Source organism: uncultured Algoriphagus sp. (assembly GCF_963974835.1).
Classification (GTDB): Bacteria; Bacteroidota; Bacteroidia; order Cytophagales; family Cyclobacteriaceae; genus Algoriphagus.
This window is the reverse complement of record NZ_CAXBET010000010.1, coordinates 45,625-61,086: the sequence shown is the minus strand read 5'-3', so window position 1 is coordinate 61,086 and position 15,462 is coordinate 45,625. Positions and strand designations below refer to the sequence as shown.

14 protein-coding genes and 1 other RNA gene are annotated in these 15,462 nt (G+C 39.8%); 8 read left to right on the top strand and 7 right to left on the bottom strand.

Annotation, left to right across the window (positions count from 1 at the left end; translation table 11 throughout):
* Nucleotides 1-190 precede the first annotated feature (190 nt).
* From trpB to AACZ73_RS17320, 6 genes are all read right to left on the bottom strand, one after another.
* A complete protein-coding gene (gene trpB / locus AACZ73_RS17345; RefSeq protein WP_339879805.1) occupies nt 191-1,369 on the bottom strand; it encodes a tryptophan synthase subunit beta in 1,179 nt (392 codons plus the stop codon).
* A 35-nt stretch (nt 1,370-1,404) separates the two neighbouring features.
* Complete coding sequence (locus AACZ73_RS17340) at nt 1,405-2,037, bottom strand: phosphoribosylanthranilate isomerase (protein ID WP_339879804.1); 633 nt, start codon at nt 2,035-2,037, stop codon at nt 1,405-1,407.
* 90 nt (nt 2,038-2,127) lie between these two features.
* Complete coding sequence (gene trpC / locus AACZ73_RS17335; protein WP_339879802.1) at nt 2,128-2,946, bottom strand: indole-3-glycerol phosphate synthase TrpC; 819 nt, start codon at nt 2,944-2,946, stop codon at nt 2,128-2,130.
* Between the two features lie 6 nt (nt 2,947-2,952).
* Nucleotides 2,953-3,963 carry an anthranilate phosphoribosyltransferase gene (trpD, locus tag AACZ73_RS17330; protein WP_339879801.1) on the bottom strand — a complete coding sequence of 337 codons (1,011 nt, stop codon included), beginning with the start codon at nt 3,961-3,963 and terminating at the stop codon, nt 2,953-2,955.
* Nucleotides 3,964-3,995: 32 nt separating this feature from the next.
* Nucleotides 3,996-4,562: an aminodeoxychorismate/anthranilate synthase component II gene (locus tag AACZ73_RS17325; protein WP_339879800.1), complete on the bottom strand. Its 567-nt coding sequence runs from the start codon at nt 4,560-4,562 to the stop codon at nt 3,996-3,998.
* Nucleotides 4,563-4,604: 42 nt separating this feature from the next.
* A complete protein-coding gene (locus tag AACZ73_RS17320; protein WP_339879799.1) occupies nt 4,605-6,017 on the bottom strand; it encodes an anthranilate synthase component I family protein in 1,413 nt (470 codons plus the stop codon).
* A gap of 299 nt (nt 6,018-6,316) precedes the next feature.
* Between AACZ73_RS17320 and AACZ73_RS17315 the strand changes: the two genes are divergently transcribed.
* The 8 genes from AACZ73_RS17315 to AACZ73_RS17280 all read left to right on the top strand — a co-directional run bounded on the left by AACZ73_RS17315 (nt 6,317) and on the right by AACZ73_RS17280 (nt 12,260).
* Nucleotides 6,317-6,859 (top strand): hypothetical protein, encoded by a 543-nt coding sequence (locus tag AACZ73_RS17315; RefSeq protein WP_339879798.1) that lies wholly within the window; start codon nt 6,317-6,319, stop codon nt 6,857-6,859.
* 36 nt (nt 6,860-6,895) lie between these two features.
* Nucleotides 6,896-7,126, top strand: a complete 231-nt coding sequence (locus AACZ73_RS17310; protein WP_339879796.1) for a hypothetical protein — start codon at nt 6,896-6,898, stop codon at nt 7,124-7,126.
* 117 nt (nt 7,127-7,243) lie between these two features.
* Nucleotides 7,244-7,334, top strand: an RNA gene (gene ffs / locus AACZ73_RS17305) — signal recognition particle sRNA small type.
* 304 nt (nt 7,335-7,638) lie between these two features.
* Nucleotides 7,639-8,298 carry a fructose-6-phosphate aldolase gene (fsa, locus tag AACZ73_RS17300; protein ID WP_339879794.1) on the top strand — a complete coding sequence of 220 codons (660 nt, stop codon included), beginning with the start codon at nt 7,639-7,641 and terminating at the stop codon, nt 8,296-8,298.
* A 43-nt stretch (nt 8,299-8,341) separates the two neighbouring features.
* Nucleotides 8,342-8,545, top strand: coding sequence for a fructose-6-phosphate aldolase (locus tag AACZ73_RS17295; protein ID WP_339879793.1), 204 nt, complete (start codon nt 8,342-8,344; stop codon nt 8,543-8,545).
* A gap of 2 nt (nt 8,546-8,547) precedes the next feature.
* Complete coding sequence (locus AACZ73_RS17290) at nt 8,548-9,258, top strand: ATP-binding cassette domain-containing protein (protein ID WP_339879792.1); 711 nt, start codon at nt 8,548-8,550, stop codon at nt 9,256-9,258.
* Between the two features lie 239 nt (nt 9,259-9,497).
* Nucleotides 9,498-10,895 (top strand): S41 family peptidase, encoded by a 1,398-nt coding sequence (locus tag AACZ73_RS17285; RefSeq protein WP_339879790.1) that lies wholly within the window; start codon nt 9,498-9,500, stop codon nt 10,893-10,895.
* 162 nt (nt 10,896-11,057) lie between these two features.
* Entirely contained in the window at nt 11,058-12,260 is a 1,203-nt protein-coding gene (locus tag AACZ73_RS17280; RefSeq protein ID WP_339879789.1) for a S8 family serine peptidase, read from the top strand.
* Between the two features lie 425 nt (nt 12,261-12,685).
* Here the strand turns inward: AACZ73_RS17280 and AACZ73_RS17275 are convergent, their stop codons facing one another.
* Nucleotides 12,686-15,454 carry a TonB-dependent receptor gene (locus tag AACZ73_RS17275; RefSeq protein ID WP_339879787.1) on the bottom strand — a complete coding sequence of 923 codons (2,769 nt, stop codon included), beginning with the start codon at nt 15,452-15,454 and terminating at the stop codon, nt 12,686-12,688.
* Between the last annotated feature and the right edge of the window lie 8 nt (nt 15,455-15,462).

Here is a 15,462-nt window from a genome sequence, read left to right as displayed (position 1 = left end):
TGCACCCATGACTAATTGTGGTTAACCCCTTTTAAGGTTAATAGTGAACGTTTAGTCTCAAGTTTCGGTCACTTCATTATTCAGCCTTCAACATTCTTCATTCACCATTATTTTTTAGGAAAAGTATGAATTCTACGATGACAATTGAAGTTCAAAATGCCCTCGTAAATCCGATATCATATATGCTAAATCAATACTGACCCCATTTAATATATGTATCCAAATCCTTATCACCTCTTCCAGAAAGGTTGACTACAATCACATCGCTTGAAGAATATTCTATCATATTCAAGGCATGTAGCGCATGAGCTGATTCTATCGCTGGGATTATACCTTCCAACTTGCTCAATTCAATTCCAGCTGCCATAGCATCCTTGTCTTCCACAGCTACAAACTCTCCCCTGCCCACGTCGAACAGATGGGCGTGAACAGGTCCTATTCCCGGATAATCCAATCCCGCAGAAATAGAATGAGGTTCCACAACTTGTCCGTCTTCTGTCTGCATTAAGATAGTTTTCGATCCATGCAAAACGCCGGGAGTTCCCAAGGCAGTGGTAGCGGCAGATTTTCCTGAAGAAATTCCCAAGCCAGCAGCCTCAGCAGCCACTAAGCGAACTTCAGGAGTGTTATAATAGTGATAAAAAGCACCTGCGGCATTGGATCCTCCACCCACACAGGCGATCACGATGTCCGGATTTTCTCTGCCTTCCTTCTCCTTAAGTTGCCATTTTATCTCCTCTGAAATCACAGACTGAAATCTCGCTACCATCTCAGGGTAAGGATGTGGACCCACGACCGAACCGATGATGTAATGCGTATCCACAGGATTATTGATCCAAGCACGCATGGCTTCATTGGTTGCATCTTTGAGGGTCTTCGAGCCAGAAGTTGCAGGAACTACTGTCGCTCCCAAAATCTTCATCCGTTCTACATTAGGATGCTGACGGGCAATATCAACTTCACCCATATATACAGTACATTCCATGCCCATCAATGCGCAAACTGTCGCAGTAGCTACACCATGCTGACCAGCTCCAGTCTCAGCGATGATTCGCTTTTTCCCAAGCTTCTTTGCTAAGATGATCTGACCTATAGTGTTGTTGACTTTATGCGCTCCAGTATGGCAAAGGTCTTCCCGCTTGAGATAAATCTTCGCACCATATTTTTCTGAAAGTCTGGAAGCGAAATATAAAGGAGTTGGTCGGCCTACATAGTCCTTCAATAATCCTCTGAATTCATCCTGAAATTCCTGGGAAGCCATAATAGCCTCATAGTTCTCTTTCAGTTCTTCGACATTTGGGTGAAGCATTTCGGGAATATAAGCTCCGCCAAACTTGCCGTAAAAACCCTTTTCATCTACTTTGATCATATTTCTATAGTTGATAGTAACTACTAGCCCGTGGGCTAATTACTATGGTCTAATTTTCTTTTAAAACTTTTCAGCTTCTCTATATTCTTTACGCCTGGAGCATCTTCAAATTTGGAATTAAGGTCCACTCCTATTAATTGCGGCATTTTTTCCGCCAGTTCTAATATCTCCGAAGCACTACCTTCATCAAGTCCTCCACTTAAAATAAACCCTTCTTCAAAAGGATATTCTTCCAAAACCCGCCAATTGAACCTCTTTCCCGAACCACCGTGCTGGGCTGTTGCAGTATCAAATAGAAAGTATTCTATCAACCCTAAGTAATCTTTCAATGTATCCCAATCAACGGTTTCTCGCACTGAAATGACTTTCCAAATTTTCTTGTCGCTTATCCATTTAAGTTCACGCACATATTCTGCACTTTCCTCTCCATGTAATTGAATAGCCGAAAGATTGAATTCCTCAACCTTTTTAAGGACCAACTCAATCGATTCATTTACAAACACTCCTACTTTGGGGACATTTGCCTTTTGAATTGATTCTGCAGAATCTTCCAAAACATACCTTGATGATTTGGAATAAAATATCAATCCCATCCAATCAGGGTTAACTTCCTGAATTAGATTTTGGATATTATCTATATTCCGCATCCCACAGACCTTGATTTTCATAAGATTATATTTTGATTAATTATCCTTATAAAATCCCGCATGTGAAATACTTATCGCAGTTTGAGATTCTTTGAGCCAAACTAGATTTCATCAGATGCTTACGGCTGGTTCTTTAGCCGATAGTTTCTTGTATTCCTTGATAAAATTGTAAGCTGCCTGCTCGGGACGGCTGGACTTCATAAAATTTTCACCTATCAAAAACCCATCAAATCCGGCTTTTTTCAAGCTCACCAAAGTCTCTGGTTTGGAGATCCCTGATTCAGATATTTTCAAGAAAGATGATGGAATACGATCTACCAGCTCCAGAGAAATATCAAGCGATACATCAAAGGTCTTCAGATTACGGTTATTAACACCCACCAAATCCAAATCATCACAAAGACTGCGCTCCAATTCTTCGCCATTATGTACTTCCATAAGAACTTCCAGTCCAAGACTTTTAGCAAAAGCAGCCAATTCCGTCAATCTTGCTGAATCTAAAGCAGCTGCGATTAGCAAAATGCAATCAGCACCAATTGACTTTGCTTCTAGGATCTGATATTCATCTACCACAAAATCCTTCCGTAATATTGGGCAATAATTGAATTTGCGGGCAGCTATTAAATCGTCATTGGAGCCTCCAAAGAAATCTTTGTCAGTCAATATGGACAGAGCCGAGGCACCAGCCTGCATATAGCCAATGCTTACACTTTCCACTGAAGCAGAACCATTAATCAACCCTTTCGAAGGAGATTTTCTTTTGAATTCAGAGATGATTCCAGACTTGTCAGGATTTGTGAGGTACTTCTTCATCGACACCACATTACTATCAAAGTAAATGCTTTGCTCTAAAAGTTTAACTGGAACTAAGCTGCTTTTCTCTGCCACTTCCAGATGCTTTTGTGCGATGATTTTATCTAATATATTCATATGATATTAAGCTAATGAGACTGTTGTTTTTGGATTTACCAGTCCGTTAAATACATGAAGAGCTTTTTGACTCAAAAGAGCTTCTTCTGCAATGTTCACTGCTTCTGAAAAGGATAGTCCTTCACGTGCCGTGACAAGTGCCGCAGCAGAATTCGCAATCACGACTGAATTCTGGCTTTCTGTCCCTTTTCCCTTCAGGATATTTTCAAATATTTTAGCAGATTCCTGAATGGATTCACCTCCTTTAATTGATTCCGCTTTCAATTTTGGTAATCCTATTGCCGCTGGGCTATAGACTTTTTCCCCTTCATTTGATATCATTTTAAAATCTCCTGTAAGAGATATCTCATCATATCCATCCAAGGCGTGAAGAATTGAGAATCGCCCTTCCATATCCTGGTACAAGTACCCATAAAGTCTAGCCAACTCAAGATTAAACACTCCAACCAATTGCTTGTTTGGAAAACTTGGATTTACCATAGGGCCAAGCATATTGAAGAAAGTCTTTACGCCGAGATCCTTCCTGATTGGTCCTACATGTTTCATAGCCGGGTGAAAAAGTGGTGCGTGGAGGAAACAAATACCCACCTCATCCAAACTTCTTTTGATTTGATCCATATCGCTAGTAAACTGATAGCCAAAATAAGCCAACAGATTAGACGATCCGCAAATAGAGGAAACTCCATTGTTTCCGTGCTTGGCAACATTCTGACCTGCTGCAGCAACTACGAAAGATGACAAAGTCGATATATTGAAGGTATCTTTACCGTCCCCACCTGTACCACAGAGATCCATAGCGTCGTATTCAGATATCTCTACTGGAATGCATCTCTCCAGCATTGCCTCCCTGAAACCGGAAAGTTCATCCACAGTAATACTTCTCATCAGATATACCGTCATAAATGCCGCAATCTGACTTGTATTGTAGTTTCCCGCAGTAATATTTTTCAGAACCTCCTTAGCATCCGCCCGGGTGAGTGTCCGATGCTCTATGAGATGATTTAATATTTCTTTCATAGTTTATGAATGTTGTGTGGTGATTTAGCTTCTTAACTTTCCATCCAATTTTTGATTATCTGCACACCGTTTTCGGTGAGAATACTTTCTGGATGAAACTGTACTCCTCGGATATCAAATTTCTTATGCCGAACTGCCATGATCTGATTATCAGGCGTTCGGGCGATGACCTCTAAATCCGGGGAAAGGGTGTTCTCGTTGATAACCCAGGAGTGGTACCTACCAATACTAAAAGTATCGGGAACGTTTTTGAAAAGCAAATCGTCTTCTACTTTTACGTTTGAAGCCACACCGTGAAGGACTTCTGAAAGATTGATTAAATCACCGCCGAAGGCTTCTCCTATTGCTTGATGCCCAAGACAAACTCCCAAGATGGATTTTCTCGATCCATATCTTTTTAACAACTCAGGCATGATGCCGGCATCTTCTGGGACACCTGGACCAGGAGAAAGAATGATTTTATCATACTTCTCTACATCTTCCAAACTGATTTTATCATTTCTGAAAACATCCATACCTGATCCATAACCAAGTTGACGGACAATATAGACAAGGTTGTAAGTGAATGAATCGTAATTATCGAGTACAAGAATTTTCATTTTAATTGCTCAGAATATGTGAATGTTGAAAAATTTGAAGATTTAAATCCTTTCAGCTGTACGAAGTGCAACTCTTAGCGCTTCCAATTTATTCGCGACTTCCTGTAGTTCGGATGGAATGGTTGATTTGGCTACAACACCTGCCCCGGCTTGAAATCTGAGCTGGTTATTTTCTGAAACAAAAGACCGGATCAAGATAGCATGATTAAAGTCTCCGTTGAATCCCAAGTAGCCTATCGCTCCACCATAAAACTGTCTGGATACATTTTCCAAGTCATCGATAAGCTCCATAGCACGATATTTCGGTGCGCCTGAAAGGGTCCCTGCTGGAAAAGTGTCTGCCACTAATTGGAGTGGATTGGTGTTTTCAGGTAATTCCCCCGTGACCTTAGAAACAAGGTGAATGACATGGGAATAATATTGAATCTCTTTGAAAACATCGACTGTTACTTTCTCGGAAGATCGGCTGAGATCATTCCTAGCCAAATCTACCAACATCACATGCTCTGAATTCTCCTTGGGATCATCGTATAGCTTTCGCGCCAGAGCAGCATCCTCTTGATCATTTCCTGTTCTCCTGAATGTACCCGCTATAGGATAAATTGTTGCTTTTTTATCTTTAACTACTATCTGAGCTTCTGGTGAACTTCCAAAAACCTTGAAAGAACCATAGTCGAAATAAAACAAATATGGGGAAGGGTTGACAGAGCGCAGTGCTCGGTACACATTAAACTCATCTCCTTTGAAAGCAGTACTGAACCGACGGGAAAGGACAATCTGAAATACATCCCCTTTGAAGCAATGCTCGCGTCCCTGATTCAGAATTCTCAGAAATTCTTCATCAGTGTAATTAGATTCCTCCTCTCCTACCCGCTTAAATGAATAGGATGGGATATTTTTATTGTCCAGGATGCGTTCAATCTCATCCATCATTTCAGAATTATCCGCACCCGCTACCCGATGCTCCAGAATGTGCAGTTCGTTTTTATAATGATCTACCACAATGACATTCTGATAAACTGAATACTGCATCATCGGAACATCATTTGGTGTAGTATTATTCAGGTTGATATCCTCAAAATAAGCTACCGTATCGTATTGGATATAGCCAAAAAGTCCATTTGAGCTAAATTTAAAATTGTCGGGTGCTACATCAAATTTATTTCCGAAAGCACGTAAACGCTTCATCAGCTTTTGGTCGGAACTCACTTCATAGACCTCTTTTTTGCCCGAAGGAAGGGATTCCTCCACCTTCCCAGCATTGAAAGTGAACGTTGCCAGCGGATTAAAACAAATATAGGAATAGCTGTTTTCCTGCCCATGGTAGTCTGAACTCTCCAATAGAATTGGGTTTGCAAATCTGTCTCTGATTTGCAAATAAATACTCACAGGAGTAATAGTATCAGCCAGTCTTTTTCGATAGGTGGATAATATGGGGAATTTAACTTGAGTCATTCGTAGCTAATTTATTAATGAAAAAAGGCTTACCGGAAATCCAGTAAGCCTTTGATACTATATCGTAACGCAAAATAAAATGCAGGGGCTTCTAAACTTCCTTTTGGAAAGAGTAAGAATGCCACCACCAGAATTTAATTGCGTTTGTTTTCATAAGAATGAGAGCAAATTTATAAAGGGATTGTTAAGTACAAAGCATCTTTTTGTTTTTTTTCAAAAAAATCAAGTTCTTATACCCAATCTTTTAAAACTTACTTATGTCACAATCGTGAAAACAGTTAGGCTAAAAAAATAACGCTATGAGATTTTTATTCGCAATTGCAGCACTTCTGGTTACCTCAAGTGCCTATTCCCAAAGTAATTCCGCCTGGAATACACCAGCTCTTCAAATAAAGTACGGTGATGATTCGGGCTCACAAACAAGGCTAAATATTGATCAAGGATTTAGGTTTGCAGACCTAGAAAGTGAATCTTCCGACATTCGGTTTTTTTATAATAAGGACAAGCAAAGCCTCCATAACGCAAGAATCGTTGACAAGCAATCTAATGAAGAAATGGCTAGGGGGAAAGGAAGTTACTTTTTTGGCACTGCTCGATTTGAATTTAGTGACGGCGAGACAATTAAATTAAAAAGAAAACGTAATGCCAACGGCTATGAAATAATCGGCCCATATGGCGTACTTTTCAATGTACAGAATCAAGGGATTGGCTCCGCAAAGACCTTTGGAGACAAGGACTTCCTCTTACAAGCATTCTATGTATTTGATAGAGTGAAGGAAACCCAAAGTCCATCTGATGAATACTATCAAGTTTACACCACCTCTTATTATTCCGGCAATTAAGGCTTAAAATGATTGGCTACTTTTGTGAAAAAAATTATGGCAAAAGCATTTCCACAGTATTTCAAGCGAGTTTTTGACGATTACCAGGTTTTGGTACAGGTAGAACCGGAGACGTTCACAGGGATTGAGTTGATTGTACATCCGGATGGGAAAATCGAAAAAACTGAAATGGAGTTTGATGAAGAGATTTTTGATGACTTGGCGGAAGATGAATTTATCCACTGTAACGTCCTTGAATTCCAGATGCATCTCGCAAAAACGCGGTAATTTCAAATCTCAAATTTGTAATTTGAAATTAATCCCCCTCACAGTCAGCGCTAAAAGCGGCTGATTAGGCAATCCTGTTTAAGGAAATTGCAATAAATGAATTTCTCATTACCTTTGCGCCGGCGGCACGACCAGCTCCTGCTGAATCCCCCAGGTCCGGAAGGAAGCAAGGGTAGGTGGTTGAGCGGTGCGATGCCGCTTCTTTTTTTAACTTTTAATATTTTTTAAAAAACTAAGAGCAAGAAGTATACTTGGTCGCCAGCTATCCAGTTTAATTAACTATCTACAATCCTAGGTATTTACAGTCTGGAAATGAAGATATATTTCCTTAATGTTTTTAAATAGGCTACTCCAATCAGGTTCCAAATCTTGATTAATCTTCTAACTTTGTTTCCTACAATCAAATCCATTTGAAATCATCCTATTAAATGGCTTTACTATAGTTTTTAATTTTAAATAAAGACAACAAAGCCTGATATAAGCTGTTTTCAAACCTATTAAACAATTCAAACATGAAATTCTTTATTGACACAGCAAATCTAGGTGACATTCGCGAAGCTTATGACCTGGGAGTTTTAGACGGCGTGACTACCAACCCATCCTTGATGGCCAAAGAAGGTATCAGCGGAGATGAAAAAGTAAGAGCTCACTACAAAGCGATATGTGATATTGTAGATGATAAAGTAAGTGCTGAGGTAATCTCCACAGATTTCGATGGCATGGTGAAAGAAGGAAAAGAGCTTGCTAAGATCGATGACAAAATCGTGGTGAAGATTCCTATGGTTAAGGATGGCTTGAAAGCACTCAAATATTTTCAAAGCGAAGGAATCCGTACGAACTGTACCTTAATTTTCTCAGCTGGTCAAGCGCTTCTTGCTGCTAAGGCTGGAGCAAGTTATGTGTCTCCATTTATCGGAAGATTGGATGATATCGCATTCGACGGAATGGATCTTATCGCTCAAATCGTGCATATCTATGGCAACTATGGCTTCGAAACAGAAGTTCTTGCTGCATCGGTAAGACACACCATGCACTTATTAAAGTGTGCTGAAGTAGGTGCAGATGTAGTAACATGCCCATTGAAAGTAATTACCGGCTTGTTAAACCATCCACTTACAGATTCCGGTTTGGCAACATTTTTGGCAGACCATGCCAAAGCAGCTGGAAAATAACTAATCAAAGACCGGCAATTGTCGGTCTTTTTTAATTTCCCATATGTATATTATCAAAGTAAAAGGAAAGGCAAAAATCCCTGATTACATTCAGATCAGAGATGAAAACTTTGTACTAGTTGCTTATTTTAGGGCGGACCGTCCGCTGAAAAAAATAGAGAAATTCGGTCTGGAAGGAAAGGAAGATGAACTTGAATCGTTAATCAAAGATCTTCCCTTTGGGAAATTGCAAAAATTAGAATTATAAGAATGGATTTCAGTACTCAGCCTGTACTTCAGGTAAACCAAGCGACGATCTTTCAGGGGATTGACCCGATTTTGACCAATGTAAACTTTTCTGTGGAGCAGCATGAATTTGTGTTCCTAATCGGAAGAACAGGCAGCGGCAAAAGTTCTTTATTGAAAACACTTTACGCTGATTTAGAATTGAGAAGTGGAAGTGCTGAGGTGGCAGGATTTAATCTGGAAAAAATCAAAACCAAAGAAATCCCATTCCTTAGAAGAAAAATCGGGATTATTTTTCAGGATTTCCAACTGTTTAACGATCGCTCAGTAGCTGAAAATCTAGCATTCGTCATGCGAGCTACTGGCTGGACTGATAAATCAAAAATAAACTCACGGATGGCCGAAGTTCTACTTTTAGTAGGGCTGAACAATGCCTCCAGCAAAATGCCACATCAATTATCCGGCGGAGAGCAGCAGCGGGTAGTTATCGCACGTGCATTATTGAATGAGCCCTCTATCCTTTTGGCTGATGAACCAACCGGAAATTTGGATCCGGATGTAGCTGATGGAATTTTTAAGCTGTTTCAAGAAATAAATAAAAAAGGAACTGCTATATTAATGGCAACCCATAATTATGATTTACTTCGTAAGTATCCATACCGTGTGTTAAAATGTGAAAATGGAGAATTGCAAGACAGTCAGACACATGACGTGTCTTACGGTTCTACATTTTAAGAATTGCCCAAAATAGCCATATTGGCATTATTAGTATTTAGAATTGGTGTGGATCAAGAAATCAATCTGATTTACGAAAGACTCACACTCATACTGGTATGTCTCTATCCTAGCCTTTACCTGAAGAAGGAGGAATTTTGGACTTGAGGATAATGGTATTTCTAGCTTCTCTCAAGGCTTATATTCAACGTCTTAATCAACCGCAAATGAACGTTTGTAATTATCCTAACTTTCCAAATATGAAATCTACCCTATTCTCAAGAGCCTTGCTCCTTTTGATCCTTAGCGGATTACTTTGGAGCTGTAATAAAGATGATGACAAGGATCCAATACTTGATCCTGATGCAACTTTGGAAGAAGACATCAACAATTGGATCTATGATGTCATGGACGAAGTTTATTACTGGAGACTTAATCTAGGTACTCCTATAGCAGCCACTTCCGATCCAAGTGATTATTTCAAATCGTTATTATATGTCCCCGTTGACCGTTTCTCAGTAATATATCCTGACTATCAAGAATTGATTAACTCGTTGAGCGGAATTTCTTTGGATCCCGGTTATGAGTTTAAACTATATAGAGATGGTAATACCGACATTGTTTTTGCTGAAGTTCTCTACATCAAGAAAAATGGTCCTGCTTCTTCAAAAGATTTAAAGCGTGGAGATGCTATAGTCGCAATCAACGGTACAAAAATTACAGTAGATAATTATAGAGATTTACTTGAACAAGCGGAGCAGACTCACACAATTACTCCTTTAAGATATAATCCAGAGAGCAACTCGTACGCGCAGATGGATGATATCTCTATCACTCCTGTACAATTCTCCGAAGACCCGAACTTTCTCGATACAGTTTACACGATAAATAACCAGAAGATTGGATACGTAGTCTACAACTTCTTCGCACCAGGTACTACAGCAGACGCAACAAAGTACGATAAAGAAATGGACGCTGTATTTGCCAAACTGAAAGCTGAAAACATCAGTAGCTTAGTTTTGGACTTGAGATACAACGGAGGTGGATATGTAACCTCTGCCGTAAACCTTGCTAGTTTAATTGGTCCGAGCGTAACTAGTTCTGATATTTTCTCTAAAACCAAATACAATAATTTACTGGCATCAGAGATACCTGCACTAAGTAATGTAACTACCGCATTTCTAAATAAGGCTGAAAATCTAGGTAATATTTTAACTGATAACAGGCTATATGTCCTTACCTCTTCCGGAACAGCTTCTGCTTCAGAACTTATAATTAATGGACTAAAACCTTACATGGACGTTTTCCTGATTGGTGACACCACTTATGGGAAAAATGTGGGTTCGATTGCCATAGAAGATGAAGACAATCCAGACAACAATTATGGCTTGCTTCCTATTGTCACCCAAAGTTTCAATAGTCTCGATCAATCGGAATACAGCAATGGATTCGCTCCGAATATTGAAGTAAATGAAAACACTGAAGTATTGGTGGAATTAGGTGATATAAATGAAATCATGCTAAGAACCGCCATAGAGAACATTACAGGAATCCCTTCTTCAGCTAGAGTAATCAAAGTAGACAGGATAGAGCTAGCGAATACGTTAGAAAAGAAAATCCGGACCGGAAAAATGATAGAAAGTCCTATTGAAAAATAGGAATAAGCCCCGAGACATCGGGGCTTTTTTTTGCTTAATGGTATAATGTTATATTGGATTGCTAATTTTTTTTCCAGACATTATAAATTCTATTTATTAACCATTAACATTTAAAGTTTTATCCAATCAACACACCCTTAGCTTTATGAATCAAAAACAACTATGGAAAAAGCCTGTATTATTTGCAGGTATTTTAGTGGGACATTTGCTTTCTCATGTCAGCAAGACACTGGTTCCCCTATTACAGAAGGAGCTTTAGAATTCGTGCAGTATAAAACTGGCGACATCATTCCCGGTAAGTACATTGTTACTTTACTACCCTCCGCGATTAATTTTAGAAAAGACATGAATTATTCTGCCACTCAGGCAGCTATGAGAAAAACAGGTTCTGAGCTATTGGCTAAATATAGAATTGAGCCTGATAAGCTGACTTACGTTTATGGTAGCTCTATTGAAGGGTTTGCAGTTGACTTAACTGAAACGGAATTTGAAAGTCTATCTAAAGATCCTTCCATTAAAAACATAGAACCAGACAGGGTGATCGCTCTTGGGCCTCCTCCAGGCAAAGGACCAGGAAACGATGGAGGCGGCACACCTACCCAACAAATACCGTATGGCATTTTGAGAGTAGGTGGAGGTCAAACTTATACTCAGAGCAAAAAAGCATATATCATTGACTCTGGAATAGATTCCTCACACCCAGACTTAAATGTGGATGTGAATTTGGGATTCAACGCATTCAATAAAGGAAAAGATGCTGATCTCTCTTCTGATGGAAATGGTCACGGCACACACGTCTCAGGAACAATTGGGGCAATTGATAATGAAATCGGAGTGGTAGGAGTCGCTGCAGGTGTCAAAGTTATTCCTGTAAAAGTATTGGATTCAAGAGGTTCGGGATCATACTCTGGAGTTATTGCTGGTGTAAACTTTGTCGCTGGAAACGGTGCCGCCGGAGATGTTGCCAACATGAGTCTGGGAGGTCCGGTTTCACGGGCTTTGGATGATGCTGTTGTGGCTCTTGGTAACAAAGGGATAAAAGTAGCCTTAGCAGCTGGAAATGAGTCTGACAATGCCGCTAACCATTCACCAGCCAGAGCTAACGGCGCAAACATCTATACAGTTTCTGCCATAGACAGCTCTGACAAATTTGCATCCTTTTCCAATTTTGGTAATCCGCCAGTTGATTATGCTGCCCCTGGAGTGGGAATAATCTCTACTGTCGCTGGAGGGTATGCAAGTTATAACGGAACATCCATGGCATCACCACATGTTTGCGGATTATTGATCTGGGGAAATATAGTAAGCAATGGCACGGCTATTAGCGATCCTGATGGCAATGCCGATCCAATTGCTCATCGATAATTCTTAATCATAACTAAAAAAGCGACTTTCTAAGTCGCTTTTTTTTTGCTCATTATCAAATTGTTAAGTTTCCCTTTCCAGAAAGATCAGGCAGGAATAGCTGCTAAATTTGAATTTCAATTTGGAATACCATGGAAATCGCAGCAAGTTTCATTTTAATACTCTCAATTTACTTTATGGGATGCCTGGCTTTGGTTCAAGAGGTCGTTAGGCCACATCGGCAGTTAATAATAGAGAATCACACTAAAAAAAGACATTGGATCACAAACTATCCGAAAATCCTTTCTTTAAGCTTTGCGATCTCGTTATTGACAACTATCCTGGCTTACTACTTATTCCTTAGCTAATAAAAATTTGAGCAATACATAAAAGAGAAGGGCTGCCAAATGATTTTGGCAGCCCTTCTCTTTTTTGTTTTCAGTATGTTATTCGAACAAATCAAACTTCAACCCAAAGTTTAGTCTCGCATTATAGTATTCCGCCTGCATCGTTCTTGATTTAACGCCTTGATAGTATCTCAAAGGTTGGTTGGTCAGGTTGTTTCCTTCGAAGAATACTCTCCACTTTGGAGTTATTGCATAGGATGCATTTACATCCAAAAAAGTCTGCTTATCATAGTAGCGGTCTTTAAAACCTTCTCCACCCAATTCATCCAAATAATCCGAAGCATAATTCAATGATACGCGCATCACTATTCGCTTTGACTCATAGGAAAGTGAAGCATTAAACATATTGTCAGCTGTCCCTGGCAATTCTATATCTTCATTGTCTCTGCCTTCAATACCAGTTGTAGATGACTTGGTGTAAGTGTAGTTTAGGTAAATTCCGAATCCTTTCCATAACTGACGCTGAATGGAAGCTTCAAGACCATAGATTTTTGCCGTTCCTCCATTTTCAGGTCTGGAATACTCAAGATCAGATCCAAACTGAGGATCGCTGTAACCTTGAGAAGTGATGGTATATACGAAATCATCAATATCCTTATAAAAACCACCCAAGGAGATCAAACCAACATTGTCAAAATACTGCTCTCCCATCAAATCGAAATTCATTGCAGTGGCTGGCTTCAAATTAGGGTTACCGCGAGAAAGTTCTTCGTCTTCTGGACTGAACTCAGCGTAAGGGACCAAATCAAAATAATTTGGTCTGGCAATTGTATTAGTCCATGCAAACCTCAATACAGAGTTTGGATTCATATTGTATTTCAAATGTACCCCAGGCATGAAGTTGGTATAACTTTGCTCGCCTTCAGCAGAGGAAATCTCTTCATTGTCTATATCAAAAATATTCCCCATGTAGTCTATGGAAGTGTGCTCCAATCTAAGTCCTGCGATTGCCGAGAACTTATCAGTAAACTGATGATCAGTCATCACGTACCCACCTGCAATAGTTTCTTTTGCTGTGTAATTTCCCGGCGCATATTCTTCAGGAATATCGCTCTCTTCAAACAAACCGGAGTTCTTAAAATCCAAGCCACCCAAATACTCAGGAGTCATGAATGTGCCGACTTGGTATTGCGAACCTGCCAAGAAATTGGGATCAGAATAATTGCTATTCGGTACATCAGCCAATGTTTCCCCGAACGCTTCTTCATCCAAAGGCTCATATTCATAAAAATTGTTCTCCCGCTCCTTATTTTTTCCTCTGTACCTCAAACCAAACTGAAGAATACCTTTAGGGCTATATGGGAGTTTAAAATCCAATTTCGAATTTAGGTCGCGGTCAGAAGTGTAACTATATTGTTCTGAAAGGCTATTAAATCCAATAGCAAGATTATCAGCTGGATCAGTTAGATATGCGTATGGCTTCTCAGGATTTGAAACATCTACAGTGACATTTTGCCCGGATGATCTGTAAGAGGTATAGCGCTCAAATGGTCTTTCTTCAGAAGCCTTTGCATATGTTGCCGACCAATCCATTTTCAACTTGTTGAATAAATGGCTACCTCCAAGGGTAGTATTATACACACGCTGATCCTCCAGTCTAGCCGCTTTATTTCTATCACCATCCAATCCGCCTTTGGTCTCGTATTCTACACGGCCTTTCGTCAGGTAGTTTCCTGGACTCACTTCCGTGAAATCTCCCTCATCAAATGAATCATCCAACTGGCTAACTCTCATTCTAAATCTATTTTCCCAGTCATCCCGATGGTTGTACATTCCAGAAAGGAAAAGTGTATGATTATCGTTGATTTCATAATCGAAAGCAACTGAAGCAGATCTACGCACACGCTGCACTTTATATTCTCTGATATCAAACTCCTCCAATGCAACTCCATTATCGTATTCTTTCCAAACAGCCTCAATATTGTCTGAGCCAAATCGATGATTATTGTAAGAACCAGAAAAAATAGCTCCCAATTTATCATTAAAGAATCTGTTGCCTATTATCAAGCCACCTGTCCAGATTGGTTTATTAGACAGTAAATTGACTCCAGATGCTGCAGTCCCTGATATACGAAGTGAATTTGGCGCTTGACGAGTAACTAGGTTAACGGATCCTCCAATTGCATCCGCGTCCATACTTGGAAGGACAGCTTTATTCACTTCGATAGTCTGGATCATATCGGATGGTATCAAATCCATCTGTACATTCCTGTTGTCCCCTTCTGCTGATGGCAATCTTTCCCCATTCAAGGTCACAGAATTAAGCTGAGGAGCAAGACCTCGGATAATAATATTTCTAGCCTCACCCTGATCGTTTTGCATGGTAATTCCGGGAATTCTTTTCAGCGCGTCTCCAATATTGGCATCTGGAAAACGACCAATCTGATCAGAGGAAACCACGTTTGTAATATTCGCATTGTTCTTCTGCTGATTAAGTGCTTTGGCTTGCCCTTTTAATCGATCCCCCATCACCACAAATTCCAGACTTTCTATCATTGTTTCATTCAATTTGAAATTCAAAATGGTAGTCTGTCCATTTTCTACTTCAGTATTATGGATCAAAGAACCATAACCCAGATAAGAAACTTCTACTTCATAAGAACCTGCAGGAAGATCAACAATGGAAAAATCTCCTGTTTGATTGGTTATTGTACCAATAGTGGTGCCCTTCAAAATAACATTTGCACCTGGCATAGATAGGTTCTGTGCATCGATAACCCTACCTCTTAAAACACCCTGCGCCAGCACCTGATGACTCAGGCAAAAAGCCGCGATCAGGGTAATTGCTTTTAGTAATTGATTTTTCATAACTATGA